The organism is Luminiphilus sp. nBUS_16, assembly GCF_051201645.1.
Classification (GTDB): domain Bacteria; phylum Pseudomonadota; class Gammaproteobacteria; order Pseudomonadales; family Halieaceae; genus Luminiphilus.
Genome location: NZ_CP179205.1, coordinates 559702 through 574667 on the forward strand (window position 1 = coordinate 559702; position 14966 = coordinate 574667).

The following is a 14966-nucleotide window of genomic DNA, read 5'->3' on the forward strand; positions in this document are numbered from 1 at the left end:
CTGTAGGCACTTGGAGTCAGTTCGATGGAACATCAGAAGATCAAGCATGTCGTTGTAGCCGGGGGTGGTACCGCTGGGTGGATGGCGGCCGCGGCGGTGGCAAAACTGCTGGGTAAAACAGTCAAGGTCTCGCTAGTCGAGTCTGAGGAAATTGGCACGGTGGGAGTGGGAGAGGCAACGATCCCAACACTGCTTACTCTCCACGAGCTGCTGAAAATTAAGGAGCAGGATTTTATAAGCGCCGTGGGTGGAACCTTCAAGCTGGGTATTTCTTTTGAAAATTGGCGAGACGTGGGCGAGGACTACATCCATTCCTTTGGCTACACCGGTAAAGATTGTTGGGCCGCAGGTTTTCAGCACTTTTGGTTAAAAGGGAAAGAGCTAGGAATCAGCAAGGAGTTCGGGGAGTATTGCAATGAGTGGGCAGCGGCCAAGCAAAACCGATTTGCCGTGCTCCCCAATCAGAATCTCAATTACGCCTACCATTTTGATTCATCACGTTACTCTAAGTTCCTTAGAAAAATCGCAGAGGAACACGGCGCTGTTCGTATTGAGGGCAAAATTGAAGCGGTACAGCAGCACGAGAATACCGGTTTTATTACGGGGCTTCGCCTTGAGAGTGGTCAGCAAATTGAGGGCGATTTTTTTGTAGATTGCACGGGCTTCCGAGGGCTTTTAATAGAACAAACGCTGCATGCAGGTTATGACGATTGGCAGCATTGGTTGCCCTGTGACCGAGCCCTGGCAGTGCAAACAGAGAACGTTCAGCCACCGATTCCTTACACGCGCTCAATCGCTCATGAAGCCGGATGGCAGTGGCGGATTCCACTGCAGCACCGCACTGGGAATGGCTTGGTATATTGCAGTAAATTTTGGTCTCAAGATGAGGCTGAGGCAAAGTTGCGAGGAAATCTCGAGGGCGAGATGGTCACTGAGCCCCGCCCGATTAAGTTTCAGACAGGAACACGGCGGCGTCATTGGGTGAAGAACTGTGTGGCTGTGGGGTTGTCCAGCGGATTCATGGAGCCTTTGGAATCGACCAGCATTCACCTTATCCAACGCAGTATTGTGCGGTTTATGCAGATGTTCCCCTCAGATGGGGTTCGCCAGCCCGACATTGATGAATTCAACAGTCAGATGAAGTTCGAGATTGAAAATATCCGTGACTTCATTATTCTTCACTATCACGTCACCAATCGCACCGATACGCCTTTCTGGCGTCATTGCCGCACGATGGAAATTCCGGAGTCACTGCAGCATCGCATTGATCTGTTTAAGGAAACAGGGCGGGTTTTCAAAGTCCCAACAGAGTTATTTGGGGAGAACTCCTGGACTCAGGTCATGCTGGGTCAGGGCCTCAGCCCGGAGCAGTACCATCCCATTGTCAACATGATGGATGAACAGGAATTACGTGACTTTCTGGGGGGAATCCACGGCTCGGTCGAGCGATTGGTAAGTCAGTTGCCGGAACACCAGAGGTTTATCGATCATTACTGCCGAGAGGCTTGAATTTATTCCCTTTGGGCCTACCTTTTTACCCTCTCATCGCATCTTGCTAGAACAAGCAGACGGCCCGCAATAGCCTCTGTAGGGCCTTATCTGGTTACAGACAAGGCCTAAAACCAATTACTAGGAAGATATGGATCATGAGACGTTTATTCGCCCTGGCGATATTTACTCTGAGTATTTCGTCCGCGGTACTGTTGCCTGGGTGTTCAAACGATCAGTCGCCGTTATCGGTCGACAGTGAGGCCGAACAAGCGGCAAAAGCACTGCTGGAAACGCTTTCTTTGGAGCAGAAGATCGGCCAAATGATTCAAGGAGAAATTGCCCACGTTACTCCTGATGATCTCCGAAAATACGGTTTAGGCAGCGTTCTTAATGGTGGCGGATCTTTTCCTGGTGGCGATAAAGAAGCGTCTATCGATGACTGGCTGGCCCTCGCAGATGACTATTATCAGGCCTCCATCGATACGAGTCAGGGCAGCGCAGGGATTCCCGTCATCTGGGGCACTGATGCTGTTCATGGGCACAACAATGTTATTGGAGCTACGCTGTTTCCCCACAACATTGGTTTGGGGGCTGCTGGGGACCCCGAGTTGGTGGCGGCGATAAGCGGTGCTACCGCGAGGGAAGTTAAAGCCACTGGTATTGACTGGATTTTTGCGCCTACTGTGGCTGTTGCACGAGATTATCGTTGGGGGCGAACCTACGAATCTTATAGTTCTGATCCTCAGGTGGTGGCCTCTTATGCAGGTGGCATGGTGGAGGCGATGCAGGCCGAGGGTATTGTGGCCACGACCAAACATTTTGTCGGTGACGGAGGAACTTTTTCTGGCGTTGATCGGGGCGATACTCGGTTACCCCTTGACGTACTTATTGACGAGCATGGAGCGGGCTACAAGCCAGCTATTGCTGCGGGAGTACAAACTGTCATGGCGTCTTTCAATAGTTGGAACGGCGAGAAGGTGCACGGCCATAAACAGCTGTTAACCGATGTGCTGCGCGGTGACCTTGGGTTTGACGGATTCGTTGTGAGCGATTGGAACGGCATTGGCGAGGTTGAGGGCTGCGCTGATGATGACTGTCCGCAAGCGATTAATGCCGGTATTGATATGGTCATGGTGCCTGAGGATTGGCTCTCTACCTTGGAGAACCTAGTAGCCCAGGTTCAGTCAGGCGCCATTTCAGAAACAAGAATCGACGAAGCTGTACTGCGCATTTTAAAGATAAAGTTCGAGTCAGGCCTCATGCAGCGTGGCCTGCCATCGGAGGAAGGACGTCCGCTGCGGTCACAGGTAGGTAGTCAAGAGCACCGTGATTTAGCGCGGGACGCTGTACGTAAGTCACTGGTGCTCCTCAAAAACGACAGCCAAATACTGCCACTCGATCCCGCCGGAAACTACTTAGTGGTGGGCAAGGGTGCGGATAACATTGGCATGCAATCGGGTGGCTGGACGATCAGCTGGCAGGGCACTGGCAATACCAATGCAGACTTCCCAACGGGTACCTCGCTGCTCGACGGCTTCATTGAGCAAGTCGCCAAGGCTGGTGGCAAGGTCTACCACAATGAACCGGTGCCAGAGGGTATTGGGGTTGACGCGGTTATTGCTGTTTTTGGTGAGACACCTTACGCAGAAACCCAGGGCGATATCTCTTCGTTAGCATGGCAGCAACCCAATTTTGAGGACCTTGCGCTGCTTAACCAGTATCGAGATTTGCCTATTGTTTCGGTCTTTCTATCGGGTAGACCGCTTTGGGTGAATCGCGAGATCAATGCGTCCACTGCCTTTGTTGCTGCTTGGTTGCCCGGTAGTGAGGGCGCAGGGGTTGCTGATGTTTTATTCAGAAATTCAGACGGCTCGGTGCAGCACGAATTTTTAGGCCGCCTTCCTATGGCCTGGCCGAGCGTCGATATCAATGGCAGCGATAGAGATCTGGCCGTTGTTGATGCCGTATTCCCCCGAGGATATGGTCTGACTTCGGACGTGGCTCAACAAGTTGCGTTGCTTAATGAGGAGCCTAGGGGCAAGCCGCTCTCTCTTGATCATCCCGTGTTTGCCGGTGGAGCACGAGGTCAATGGCGGTTGTACTTGGGCAACAGGCTGGATTGGGCGATTGCAAGCGGCCCCAGAGGCGGAACCACAAAAGATAATCAGTTGTCAGTGTCTGTCATAGACCGCCGTATGCAGGAAGATGCTAGGCGAGTGGAGTGGTTGGGTGATGGCAAACGTTCCAGTCAGGTTTACTTTCGCGCAGACGTTCCTATAAATATTGAGGACATGAGTGCAACCGGTGGGGCGGTTGTCATGGATATTCGTTTGATTCAAAAGCCCGTTGAGCAGGTGAAAATGCGAATGGACTGCACCTGGCCCTGCAACGGCGAGCTCGATGTCACACAACACCTGCGAAGCTTAGAGACAGAGGTTTGGCATCGGCTAGCTATCCCACTGGCTTGCTTTGAAGAGGCGGGTACTGATATGGGTGCTGTGGATGTACCTTTCTTGATGAGTACAACGGGCGTCTTCGTCATGGATCTGGCAGAGGTAACTCTGGTTGAAGAAGTGTCTGACGCAAATTTGTTGAAGTGCCCCACTCAAGAAGTGGCCAGTCTTAAGTAGAGCGGACGTTAAGCTATGTTGTCATCACTCGATATCACCATTGTTGCAATCTACGCCATCGCTTTGTTTGGTTTGGCGCAGTGGGTCTCTCGTGAAAAACCCGGGCACCAGAAAGACGCCTCAGATTATTTTCTTGCGGGCAAGGCCTTACCCTGGTGGGCAATAGGCGCATCGCTTATTGCGGCTAATATTTCTGCGGAACAGATCATCGGTATGTCAGGATCTGGCTATGCCATCGGCCTGGCGATTGCATCTTATGAATGGATGGCCGCCATCACACTGATTCTCGTCGGCAAATTTTTGCTGCCGGTCTTTTTGAAAACCGGCATCTACACCATGCCCCAATTCCTTGAGCAGCGTTACGACCACCGTGTCAGAACCGTGATGGCTAGTTTTTGGCTGGGCGTCTACGTTTTCGTGAATCTAACCTCTATTTTGTGGCTGGGAGCCTTGGCGATTAACACCGTGGCAGGTGTCGATCTGACATTGGGTCTAGTGCTATTAGGGCTCTTTGCGGTGTCGTATTCGCTGTACGGTGGACTCAAAGCCGTTGCACTCACCGATATCGTGCAAGTGGTGCTCTTGGTGGCAGGTGGCCTCATGATCGCGGCGATTCTTTTGGAGAAAGTGTCGGGCGGCACCGGAGTGGTTCAGGGATTCGTGATGCTGATGGATACCGTTCCAGACCGTTTCGATATGATACTGGCTAAAGATCACCCGCATTACATGAGTTTGCCTGGGATCTCGGTTTTGATCGGCGGTATGTGGGTGATGAACGTCTCTTATTGGGGCTTCAATCAATATATTATTCAGCGAGCTCTTGCAGCGAAGAGTGTGAGCGAGGCTCAGAAAGGCATTGCTTTTGCGGCCTTTCTGAAGTTGTTGATGCCTCTTATCGTTGTTTTGCCCGGAATCGCCATGTTTGCACTGAACGCTGATTTGGCGACTCCTGATCAGGCTTACCCCTCCGCCATGGCACTGTTGCCCACGGGCATTAAAGGGTTGGTCTTTGCCGCGCTGCTAGCGGCTATCGTGTCCTCCCTAGCGTCCATGTGTAACAGTATTTCAACAATTTTCACTGTTGATCTCCTGCCGTCGATGGTCTCCGAGTCGTGGCTAGAACGTAACCGTGTCTTCAGTGGTCGCGCGACGGCTCTGGTGGCTATGGTCATTGCAATGGCCGCCGCGCAGCCATTGCTGGGTAATTTTGATCAGGCTTTTCAGTACATTCAGGAGTTCACAGGATTCTTTACGCCGGGCATTGTCGCGATCTTTTTGTTGGGCATGTTCTGGGGCAAAACGACAGCGACCGGTGCTCTGCTAGCGGCGGTGGGTTCGGCCGTTTTGTCTTTGGCAATGAAGCTTCTGTTGCCCATGCTGCCATTCATCGATCGAGTGGGAATTGTGTTCTTGTTGTGTGTCGGCATTGCTGTGGTTTGGTCTTTGGCACGGCCCCAGCCTCAGCCCGGCTACATTGAGCCCTCCGGCGTGAGCTTTTCAACTTCAAACGGCTTCAATGCAGCGGCGATTGTTGTGATCTGCATTCTGGCATTTTTCTATATCACTTGGTGGTAATGTCTTGAGTCGCTTGGTAACACATCTTGTTTGCTTTGTTGCAGCGTTAGCACTGTGTCAGAGTATTTCTGCTGAAAATGAGCAATGTGCGCCGACGCTTATCGAAAATTTTGACGGAGACCTAAATTCAGCCCTGTGGCGTGTTGTCGAAGGCGACGGATGCAACATCGGTTTATGCGGCTGGGGCAACAGTGAACTTCAGCATTATGCAAAAGACGCTGTTCGGGTTGTCGACGGGGCGCTGTCGATTACGGTCGCAGAAAATGATGGTCGCATTACGTCTGGCAAGTTGGTCAGCGAGGACCAATTTAGCCAACAGTATGGTCGGTTTGAAGCACGCATTAGCTTACCCCGTGGACGGGGGCTTTGGCCGGCGTTCTGGATGATGCCTCAGAGCGCTAGCCCATGGCCTCTCGCTGGGGAAATCGACATTATGGAATGGACCGGTAACGAGCCTAATCGTCTTATCGGTGCGGCGCATTTTGGGCCTCTGCCCCCCAACAATGTGCATTACAGTGAAGCGCTGTTGGTACCCACGCCCTGGAATGAAGGCTGGCATGAATTCGCCGTGGAGTGGACCCCTAGTCTGATTCAATGGGAGGTTGATGGCCGAATTCACGGCACTATGACACCTCACAACGCTTTGCCCCATCCGTGGGTATTTGACCAAGTCCCGTTCTACCTTATTCTCAATGTGGCTGTAGGCGGCACTCTGGGCGGTGAGGTTTATGTGCAGGATTTACCCGCGACGATGCTGGTCGACTGGGTTAAGGCATATCCCCTTAACTGCCGTGCCGAAAACCACTGAGGCTTGCTATCTGCCCTGTGAGCCTTAAAAAAAGCCTTTAGGCCAACCCAGTCAACGGTTGTGTTGGCGGGGCCTCACTGAGCCGAGGCACCACCTTCACAGGTACTCCCTCGCATTCTATTTCTTGCTACTTATAGGGCGCTTAAGTATGAGCTAGAATGGCCAAGTAGTAGGATTGAGCGGCGGTAGCTACAACTTACCTTTAGAGGTAAGGTTGGCGCCCTCAGCCCAATTAACCGTCGTTCTCGGCGCTTATGTTTCTCTGTCAAACTCAGGATATTAATCATGAATCAAGCGGCACCTCAGCCTTCAAACTTTCTGGATGACGATGTGCAGTCCATCGAGGCTTTCGATCCAGACCTTTGGAAAGCTATGCGAGCGGAGACGCAGCGGCAAGAGGAGCATATTGAGCTGATTGCGTCAGAGAATTATGCAAGCCCACGTGTGCTGGAGGCACAGGGCTCGGTTTTGACAAACAAATACGCAGAGGGTTATCCCGGAAAACGCTATTACGGTGGCTGCGAGTTTGTCGATGTGGCAGAAGAATTAGCGATTGATCGCGCCAAGCAACTCTTTGGCGCCGCCTATGCGAACGTCCAGCCTCACTCAGGTTCAAGTGCCAACATTGCGGTTTATCACGCACTGTTAGAGCCCGGCGATACGGTTATGGGTATGAGCTTGGCCGACGGCGGACACCTTACTCACGGTGCATCGGTCAATTTTTCTGGGAAAATTTATAAAGCCGTGCAGTACGGCATCGACCACGACACCGGCTTGATAAATTACGATGACTTAATGGAATTGGCGAAGACCCACAAGCCCAAACTCATTATTGGTGGCTTCTCGGCCTACAGCCGCATCATGGATTGGGCAAAGTTTCGCGAGATTGCTGACGCGGTGGGTGCCTATTTGTTGGTGGACATGGCTCACGTTGCGGGTTTAGTGGCCGCGGGAGTTTACCCCTCACCGATGCCCTATGCCGATGTGGTGACTTCGACAACTCATAAAACCCTGCGGGGGCCTCGCAGCGGCATTATTCTGGCTAAAGATGACGAGACACTGCACAAAAAGCTCAATAGTGCGGTATTTCCTGGTGCTCAAGGCGGTCCGCTGATGCATGTAATTGCGGCTAAAGCGGTGGCTTTTAAAGAGGCCATGGAGCCGGACTTTGCTGACTACCAGCGTCAGGTGGTCAAAAATGCCCAGGCGATGGCCGCAACGTTCATGGAGCGTGGGCACAAGATTGTTTCCGGAGGTACCGACAACCACCTTATGCTGTTGGACCTCATTGGTAAGCCCTACACGGGCAAAGACGCCGATGCAGCGCTGGGTGACGCTTACATCACGGTCAATAAAAACGCGGTTCCCAATGATCCACGTTCGCCCTTTGTCACGTCAGGTCTCCGGTTAGGGACACCGGCAATTACCACTCGAGGTTTTTCTGAAACCGACACGTCCCAGTTGACGCACTGGATCTGTGATGTATTGGCGGCTCTGGAAACGGGCACCGGGGATACCGTGATTCCCGAGGTTCGTCAAAAGGTGTTGGAAATTTGCGGCCGCCTGCCCGTGTACTCGCGCTAGAGGTCTGCCGTGCAGTGCCCTTTTTGCACAATTGACGAAACCAAGGTGATTGACTCTCGTCTTGTAGCTGACGGCGGCCAGGTGCGACGTCGGCGTGAATGTCTAGGGTGCAAAGAACGCTTTACCACATACGAGCTTGCCGAGTTGGTTATGCCCCGCATTATCAAACAAAACGGTAGTCGAGAGCCTTTTGACGAAGAGAAACTGCGTGGTGGTTTCTTGAGGGCACTGGAAAAGCGCCCGGTTTCAGTTGAGGAAATCGAAAAGTGGATTACGCACATTAAGCATCAATTGCGTGCCACAGGTGAGCGCGAGCTCCCGTCGAACGAGGTGGGTAGTCATGTTATGGAGGCTCTCAAAGCGATGGACCAAGTCGCCTATGTGCGCTTCGCCTCGGTCTATCGCAGTTTTCAGGATCTTTCAGAATTTAGGGACGCTATTGAAAGTTTGGAGGCGGAACCCCCCGCAGAAACGTGAGCAACTCCCCGGTGCTGCCTTCGGACGCCGCCTTTATGGAGCAAGCTCTCACGGAGGCTCAGAAAGGCCGCTTTTGGGCCGCGCCTAACCCCCATGTGGGCTGTGTCATCGTTAAAGACAATGAAATTCTCGGGAGGGGGTTCACCCAACCTGTGGGCGGTGCTCATGCCGAGATTATGGCACTTGCTGATTGCTCATCACCTGAAGGTGCAACGGCGTACGTCACCCTTGAGCCCTGTGCTCATCAGGGGCGCACTGGCCCCTGTGTTGATGCGCTGATAAATGCCGGCATTGGTCGGGTTGTAGGCGCGCTGGAAGACCCTAATCCCAGCGTTTCCGGAAAGGGCTACGACCGGCTCAGATCTGCCGGTGTTGCAGTCACTCAAGGTGTTTGTGCCGAGGCAGCGGCGACAGAGTCGACAGGCTTTCTATTGCGTATGCAGCGAGGGTGGGGGCGTGTCCGCCTTAAGTTGGGCTGCTCCCTAGACGGTCGTACAGCGATGGCCTCTGGCGAGAGTCAGTGGATTACGGGTTCATTAGCGCGTCAGGATGTGCAGCGTCAGCGCGCTGCCAGCTCGGCCATTATTACGGGTATCGGTACGGTATTGGCCGACGATTGCTCTCTGACGGTTAGAGCCAATGAGCTGGGTTTTGAGGGTGTGGAGTTGGAGAGGGCACTCCACCGGCCACCGACGCGAGTGGTACTCGACAGTAATGGACGCACGCCCAGTGGCGCTCGAGTATTGTCAGCCAACGCCCCAACCCTCGTGATAACCGCGCCTGAAAAGCTGCCTGTAGCCCATGCCTCGCATCGGACAGCGGGGGTTATCCGGGGCGGCCTTGATTTGCGGGGTATACTCAGCGGCTTGGGGGCCGAAGGCGCCAATGAAATTTTGATAGAGAGCGGCCCTTTATTAGCGGCCGCTTTTTTAAAGGAAGGGCTGGTCGATGAGTTGCTCATTTATCAAGCGCCGTTGCTTTTAGGAAGTTCCGCTCGCCCGCTTGCAGATATCGCTTTTTCTGAGTTGAAAGATGGCATCCAATTGGCTTATCGAGAAGTGAGTCGTTTGGGCCCGGATCTGCGTATCATCGCTGCTGTTCTAAAGGAAAACTAAAAACGTGTTTACAGGAATTATTCAAGCCGTCGGAGAGATCGCCGCGATGGAGACCCAAGGCGGCGATCTTCGGTTGCGGGTGCTCACACGGAAGCTTGATCTTAGCGATGTTCAGCTGGGTGACAGCATTGCAACAAGTGGAGTTTGTCTCACCGTCACAGGGTTGCCCGGCGACGGGTATTGGGCAGATGTTTCGATTGAGTCGTTGAATCTGACGACACTCGGTGACCGCAAGCCGGGAGATCACGTCAATCTAGAGAAATCTCTAACCCCCACATCACGCTTGGGTGGCCACATTGTAAGTGGTCACGTTGATGGTGTGGGCACCGTGGTGTCGGTAGCCCGTGAGGGCAGATCTTGGCGCTACGTTATTTCCGCGCCCCAAGAACTCGCGCGCTATATTGCGCACAAGGGCAGCATCACCGTCGACGGCACCAGCTTAACGGTCAACTCGGTTGATGGGTCGGAGTTTGATCTCAACATCATTCCCCAGACTTTTGAGGAGACCGTGTTTGGCGAATACCGTGAAGGTTCTCGTATAAACCTCGAAGTTGACGTGATCGCTCGATACTTAGAACGACTGCTGCAGGGCGACGCTGCCTCGCAAAGTTCAGGACTTTCAATGGACACGTTGCGTGCCTCGGGATTTATTCATGACTAAGACCTTAAACCAGCGAGATCCGGAGGGTCTGATCAGCGACCTTCGGCATGGCAATATGGTGTTGCTGTTGCTTGAAGACAGCAGTGGTGGTGTTACCGGTATCGTAACGGTTGCGGCAGAGCTCTGTGAGGCAAGCCACATCACTTTTATGGCTAGGCAGGCTCGAGGGCTAATTTGTCTGGGGCTCACCCGGGAGCGTTGTGATTACCTCCATTTACCTTTAATGGTTGAAGGCCAAGGTGATACCGCGCCTTTTACCCTTTCCATCGAAGCGACAGAGGGTATTGAGACGGGGATTTCAGCCAAGGACCGGGCGCACACAGTTCGCGTGGCTGTGGCGCCGCAAACTTCTGCGGCAGATTTAGTACAACCCGGGCACATCTTTCCAGTGGCGGCAGAAGAGGGAGGGTTACTCACTCGAGCTGACCGAGCGGAGGCCACCACAGACCTCGCGAGACTGGCAGGCTTGTTTCCTGCCGCGGTGTTTACTGAGGTGTTGGACGAGACGGGCAACATAGCGAGAGGTGACGCTCTTGAGCGGTTCGCGGCGCTTCATGAGCTGCCCGTAGGCAGAGTCTCTGAGCTCATTGACCATCGTCTCACTACAGAGCGCACGATAGAGCGGGTTCGGCAGGGCATGGTTGAAACCACCCACGGTGAGTTTGAACTGACGGTTTACCGGGAGATTCATCAGGGGTCCCTTCATCTGTCGTTGAGTCGGGGGCCTTTGCAAAACGATAAGACAACGGTCGTGCGGGTGCATGTTACTTCGGCGCTACGGGATTTGGTGGGCACGACTCTGCAAGGACAAACTACGTGGCGCTTTGATACCAGTTTGGCTGAAATCGCTGCATCAGAGCGGGGAGTCCTCGTTCTGATATCGAGGCCCGAAACGGCCGAGGCATTATTAGCGAGTGTCGACCGACTGTTGGGCTTGCCGGTAACGGAACACAGCGCAACACAGGCTGGCTATGCCTCTATTGGTTTAGGCGCTCAGATCCTTAACGATCTAGGTGTGGGAAAGATTGAACTGTTGGGTGCGCCACTGAAGTACAATGCCCTTGCCGGGTTTGGACTGGAAGTGGTTAATTTCGTCGCGCCCACGTAATACGCTCGAAATTTTAGGGAGAATCAAATGAGTAGCCAGGGAATACGAACAACCGAAGGCACATTGGGGCCTAACCAAGGGCGCTATGTACTGGTGGTGGCCCGCTGGAACAGTTTCGTTGTCGAGCACCTACTCGAGGGTGCTTTGGACGCACTGCGCCGCCATGGTATCAGCGATGATCAAATGCACATCGTGCGAGTCCCGGGTGCTTTTGAAATTCCGATTGCCTGTCAGAAACTGGCTCAGCGCGATGACTGCGATGCCATTATTGCGCTGGGAGCGGTTATCCGTGGTGGTACCCCTCATTTTGAATATGTCGCCGGGGAATGTACCAAGGGGCTTGCTCAGGTGCAGATGGATACCGGAAAGCCTATTGCGTTTGGTGTACTTACAGTCGACTCGATCGAGCAGGCCGTAGAACGCTCTGGTACCAAGGCGGGTAACAAAGGGGCTGAAGCGGCGATGAGTGCACTGGAAATGGTGAGCTTGGGTAACGCCCTGGGAGCCTGAGGGTAATGTCATCGATAAATGCCCTGGCCGCGCAGCGACGCCGTGCTCGGCACTTTGCACTTCAAGGTCTGTACCAATGGTCAATGACTCAGGCACACCTCGCAGAAATTGAGGCTGAGTTCAGAATCGATAACGACTTTTCCCATGTTGACGGAGAGTATTATCGGGCGCTGCTCACCGGTGTCGTCGGTGATGCTGGTGAGCTGGATAGCACCTTCGAACCGTTACTTGATCGACCTCTCGACGAGCTTGACCCTATTGAGCGCTCCTTGCTGCGCCTGGGCACTTTTGAGCTCAGAGAGCGTATCGATGTGCCTTACAAGGTTGTGATCAATGAATCTGTGGCGCTAGCCAAAAAATTTGGTGCCACAGACAGTTACCGATACATCAACGGCGTGCTCGATAAAGTCGCACGGAATTTCCGTCAGATTGAAATCGATGCCGAAGCCTAATGTAGTACGTCATGGCGGGTCGTGAATTTGAACTGATATATCGTCATCTTGGCATGTTTGGTGCTGGGCCTCAGGTGCGCTTGGGCGTTGGGGACGATGCAGCGGTACTGGCACTTCCTGCTAATTCTGAGTTGGTTGTGTCTTCCGATACCGTGGTCGAGGGCACGCATTTCCCTGAATTTACCTTGCCTGAACACGTGGCTACCCGCGCCGTAGCGGCTGCCGCCAGCGATTTGGCAGCCATGGCTGCAGACCCATTAGCGATGACGCTGGCGTTGACATTACCCGACCCCGACGAGCTCTGGTTGCACAGTTTCAGCCAGGGTTTAGGACGCTGCGTGGAGGCATTGTCTCTGCCACTGGTGGGTGGAGATTTAACGCGTGGGCCACTGTCCGCGACGGTTACCGTCATGGGAAGCGTGCCCAATGGCGGTGCGCTCCCGCGTTCCGGTGCGAGGCCTGGTGATTGGCTTTGTGTGACGCATACATTGGGTGATGCGGCTGCGGGGCTCGCGTTAATTTTGGGCCAGCTGCAAGGCGACGACGAAATCGCTCTTGAGGATGAAGAGTTTCTGGAGTCGAGGTTTTATCGGCCAACGGCGCGCCTTGAGTGGGTGCCCTGGCTGCGTGAGCATGCTCGAGGCGCAATCGATATTTCAGATGGACTTCTCGCCGATGTCGCGCATATGGCGAATGCTTCGGGTTGCGCTTGTGTTATTGATAGCAAAGCCATACCCCTATCACCGGCATTGTCTCGCTTCGATCAGAAGCAGTGTTTAGACTGGGCGTTGGCGGGCGGTGACGATTACGAGCTTGCGGTGGCTGTCCCCCCCAACACGGTTCTGCCCCCGGGTTTGATTCAGGTGGGGGAGTTTCACGAGGGTACAGGCGTGCAGTGTGATTACATTCCAGCGGAGCGAGTGGGCTTCAACCACTTTGGTGCATAAATGCGCAATCAATCACCTACAGTGGGTCAAGTTATGAGATCTCCCGGATTGTTGCTCGCGACGTGGTGGGGTTCGGGGCTGTCACCGCGTGCACCCGGGACCGTAGGTAGTCTCGCGGCTTTACCCTTTTGCTACTTCTGGCTTTTGACCTTGCCCGGCTGGGGCGTTGCAGGCGTTGCTTTGCTCCTATTGCTCTTGGGTGTCTGGGCTGCAGAACAGGCGGGGGAAGCTTGGGGCAAGGTTGATCATGGCGCCATTGTTATCGATGAGGTTTTGGGGCAACTTCTAGCGCTTGCACTCCCTTTTTACGCAATGGGCGCCTCGGCGATAAGCCTCGAATTTCTGTTGGTTGGGTTTATGCTGTTCAGATTATTTGACGTTGCCAAACCTTGGCCTGTCAGTTATTTCGATAACCATTGGAAGTCTGGCTGGGGGGTCATGCTAGACGACGTTGCGGCAGGTGTGTTGGCGGGTTTGGGCGGGATGCTGATTTTACCCTTGCTGCCCTGATCGCTTAATGCTCACGTCTGACCATTGCTACTGCAAGCTCTGATAACGGTTGAGCGCGCTCGCCATAGGGGCTTAGACAAGTCAGAGCCTCGGTTAGTAACTTTTCAGCTTCTTTCCGGGCTCCTTCAAGGCCGAGACAACTAACGTACGTCGATTTTTTTACGGTGACGTCCTTCCCGGCGGTTTTTCCTAGGGTGGTGCTATTTTGGGTAACGTCCAATATGTCGTCCGCCACCTGAAACGCTAGACCAATAGTGCTCGCAAATTGCCCGAGACGTTCTATATCGTGGTCGGTGGCATTAGCACAGATGGCACCGGACAGCACGGCAGCCCTAATCAAGGCGCCTGTTTTCTTTTCATGAATAAGGCGCAGTTGATCAAAGGAAGAGGTTTGCCCTTCAGCGGCCATGTCCAAAGCTTGCCCTCCAACCATGCCACTGAATCCTACGGCGCCCGATATCAGATTGATGAGCTTCAGGCGTTTATCACTGGAGAGTTGATTATCCTCGGCGATCAAGGCAAAAGCGGCAGCTTGCAGTCCATCGCCAATGAGGATTGCCGTTGCCTCATCGTAGACGGTATGAACGGTAGGCTTTCCTCGGCGCAGCGCATCGTTGTCCATGGCCGGCAGGTCGTCGTGCACCAGAGAATAGGTGTGTAGCCATTCAATGGCGGTAGCCGCAGAAGCTGCGCCTGCGTCCTCTGCCCCCGCGCAAAGCATGCGATAACTCGCCATAACCAAACGAGCTCTCAGCTGTTTCCCGCTATTTCCGAGGACATACTGTAAGGCCTCAGCGAGTCTTGGATCATCACAATTGAGAGGAGTCCTGGCAATGGTTACATCATTCATGAATCTATGGGCTGGACTTGACCGTCCTCTGTCACCATGGCGACACGCTGCTCAGCGGCATCAAGCACCTTGCTAGCCGCCGTTACAAGGGCCATGCCTTGTTCATAAAAAGTGAGCGATTCCTCAAGAGACACGTCGGGGTCTTCCAGTTTCTCCACGATATTGGCGAGTGTGTCCATCTGTTCTTTGAGTGACTGAGAGGCGTCGTTTGTGTTCGCGGCTTTCGGCAAGGCCTAGCTCCTGATAGT

Annotated in this window: 15 protein-coding genes; 13 read left to right on the plus strand and 2 right to left on the minus strand. The window is 53.6% G+C overall.

The window, feature by feature from the left end:
- The first annotated feature begins 24 nt into the window (after positions 1–24).
- The 13 genes from ACMAY6_RS02485 to ACMAY6_RS02545 all read left to right on the plus strand — a co-directional run bounded on the left by ACMAY6_RS02485 (position 25) and on the right by ACMAY6_RS02545 (position 13868).
- A complete protein-coding gene (locus tag ACMAY6_RS02485; RefSeq protein WP_435214162.1) occupies positions 25–1509 on the plus strand; it encodes a tryptophan halogenase family protein in 1485 nt (494 codons plus the stop codon).
- 137 nt (positions 1510–1646) lie between these two features.
- A complete protein-coding gene (locus ACMAY6_RS02490; RefSeq protein ID WP_435214164.1) occupies positions 1647–4121 on the plus strand; it encodes a glycoside hydrolase family 3 protein in 2475 nt (824 codons plus the stop codon).
- Between the two features lie 15 nt (positions 4122–4136).
- Positions 4137–5696 (plus strand): sodium/sugar symporter, encoded by a 1560-nt coding sequence (locus ACMAY6_RS02495; protein ID WP_435214166.1) that lies wholly within the window; start codon positions 4137–4139, stop codon positions 5694–5696.
- A 4-nt stretch (positions 5697–5700) separates the two neighbouring features.
- Positions 5701–6504 carry a glycoside hydrolase family 16 protein gene (locus ACMAY6_RS02500; RefSeq protein ID WP_435214168.1) on the plus strand — a complete coding sequence of 268 codons (804 nt, stop codon included), beginning with the start codon at positions 5701–5703 and terminating at the stop codon, positions 6502–6504.
- 285 nt (positions 6505–6789) lie between these two features.
- Positions 6790–8088: a serine hydroxymethyltransferase gene (gene glyA, locus ACMAY6_RS02505; protein ID WP_435214170.1), complete on the plus strand. Its 1299-nt coding sequence runs from the start codon at positions 6790–6792 to the stop codon at positions 8086–8088.
- Positions 8089–8097: 9 nt separating this feature from the next.
- Positions 8098–8565: a transcriptional regulator NrdR gene (gene nrdR / locus ACMAY6_RS02510; protein ID WP_435214172.1), complete on the plus strand. Its 468-nt coding sequence runs from the start codon at positions 8098–8100 to the stop codon at positions 8563–8565.
- Entirely contained in the window at positions 8562–9680 is a 1119-nt protein-coding gene (gene ribD, locus ACMAY6_RS02515) for a bifunctional diaminohydroxyphosphoribosylaminopyrimidine deaminase/5-amino-6-(5-phosphoribosylamino)uracil reductase RibD (protein ID WP_435214174.1), read from the plus strand. The genes nrdR and ribD overlap by 4 nt, the downstream gene beginning before the upstream one ends.
- A gap of 4 nt (positions 9681–9684) precedes the next feature.
- Entirely contained in the window at positions 9685–10341 is a 657-nt protein-coding gene (locus ACMAY6_RS02520; protein WP_435214175.1) for a riboflavin synthase, read from the plus strand.
- On the plus strand, positions 10334–11449 hold the full coding sequence (locus ACMAY6_RS02525) for a 3,4-dihydroxy-2-butanone-4-phosphate synthase (protein ID WP_435214177.1): 1116 nt from the start codon (positions 10334–10336) through the stop codon (positions 11447–11449). Before ACMAY6_RS02520 ends, ACMAY6_RS02525 begins: the two co-directional genes overlap by 8 nt.
- A gap of 27 nt (positions 11450–11476) precedes the next feature.
- On the plus strand, positions 11477–11959 hold the full coding sequence (gene ribH / locus ACMAY6_RS02530) for a 6,7-dimethyl-8-ribityllumazine synthase (protein ID WP_435214179.1): 483 nt from the start codon (positions 11477–11479) through the stop codon (positions 11957–11959).
- A gap of 5 nt (positions 11960–11964) precedes the next feature.
- On the plus strand, positions 11965–12411 hold the full coding sequence (gene nusB / locus ACMAY6_RS02535) for a transcription antitermination factor NusB (RefSeq protein ID WP_435214180.1): 447 nt from the start codon (positions 11965–11967) through the stop codon (positions 12409–12411).
- 11 nt (positions 12412–12422) lie between these two features.
- The gene (gene thiL / locus ACMAY6_RS02540; protein ID WP_435214182.1) at positions 12423–13358 is read left to right on the plus strand and encodes a thiamine-phosphate kinase; all 936 of its coding nucleotides are present in this window, start codon (positions 12423–12425) and stop codon (positions 13356–13358) included.
- Between the two features lie 33 nt (positions 13359–13391).
- Positions 13392–13868, plus strand: coding sequence for a phosphatidylglycerophosphatase A family protein (locus ACMAY6_RS02545; RefSeq protein ID WP_435214183.1), 477 nt, complete (start codon positions 13392–13394; stop codon positions 13866–13868).
- Positions 13869–13872: 4 nt separating this feature from the next.
- On the opposite strand, the gene ACMAY6_RS02550 is transcribed toward ACMAY6_RS02545, so the two are convergent.
- Positions 13873–14718, minus strand: a complete 846-nt coding sequence (locus ACMAY6_RS02550) for a polyprenyl synthetase family protein (protein WP_435214184.1) — start codon at positions 14716–14718, stop codon at positions 13873–13875.
- Entirely contained in the window at positions 14715–14948 is a 234-nt protein-coding gene (xseB, locus tag ACMAY6_RS02555; protein ID WP_435214186.1) for an exodeoxyribonuclease VII small subunit, read from the minus strand. The genes ACMAY6_RS02550 and xseB overlap by 4 nt, the downstream gene beginning before the upstream one ends.
- Positions 14949–14966 lie beyond the last annotated feature (18 nt).

What these genes read in the sequence shown, in the direction of transcription:
- ACMAY6_RS02545 (WP_435214183.1), top strand. Translation starts at nt 13,392, where the DNA reads ATGAGATCTCCCGGATTGTTGCTCGCGACGTGGTGGGGTTCGGGGCTG.
- ACMAY6_RS02550 (WP_435214184.1), bottom strand. Translation starts at nt 14,718, where the DNA reads ATGAATGATGTAACCATTGCCAGGACTCCTCTCAATTGTGATGATCCA.
- ACMAY6_RS02525 (WP_435214177.1), top strand. Translation starts at nt 10,334, where the DNA reads ATGACTAAGACCTTAAACCAGCGAGATCCGGAGGGTCTGATCAGCGAC.
- glyA (WP_435214170.1), top strand. Translation starts at nt 6,790, where the DNA reads ATGAATCAAGCGGCACCTCAGCCTTCAAACTTTCTGGATGACGATGTG.
- ACMAY6_RS02490 (WP_435214164.1), top strand. Translation starts at nt 1,647, where the DNA reads ATGAGACGTTTATTCGCCCTGGCGATATTTACTCTGAGTATTTCGTCC.
- ribH (WP_435214179.1), top strand. Translation starts at nt 11,477, where the DNA reads ATGAGTAGCCAGGGAATACGAACAACCGAAGGCACATTGGGGCCTAAC.
- ACMAY6_RS02495 (WP_435214166.1), top strand. Translation starts at nt 4,137, where the DNA reads ATGTTGTCATCACTCGATATCACCATTGTTGCAATCTACGCCATCGCT.
- ACMAY6_RS02485 (WP_435214162.1), top strand. Translation starts at nt 25, where the DNA reads ATGGAACATCAGAAGATCAAGCATGTCGTTGTAGCCGGGGGTGGTACC.
- nusB (WP_435214180.1), top strand. Translation starts at nt 11,965, where the DNA reads ATGTCATCGATAAATGCCCTGGCCGCGCAGCGACGCCGTGCTCGGCAC.
- thiL (WP_435214182.1), top strand. Translation starts at nt 12,423, where the DNA reads ATGGCGGGTCGTGAATTTGAACTGATATATCGTCATCTTGGCATGTTT.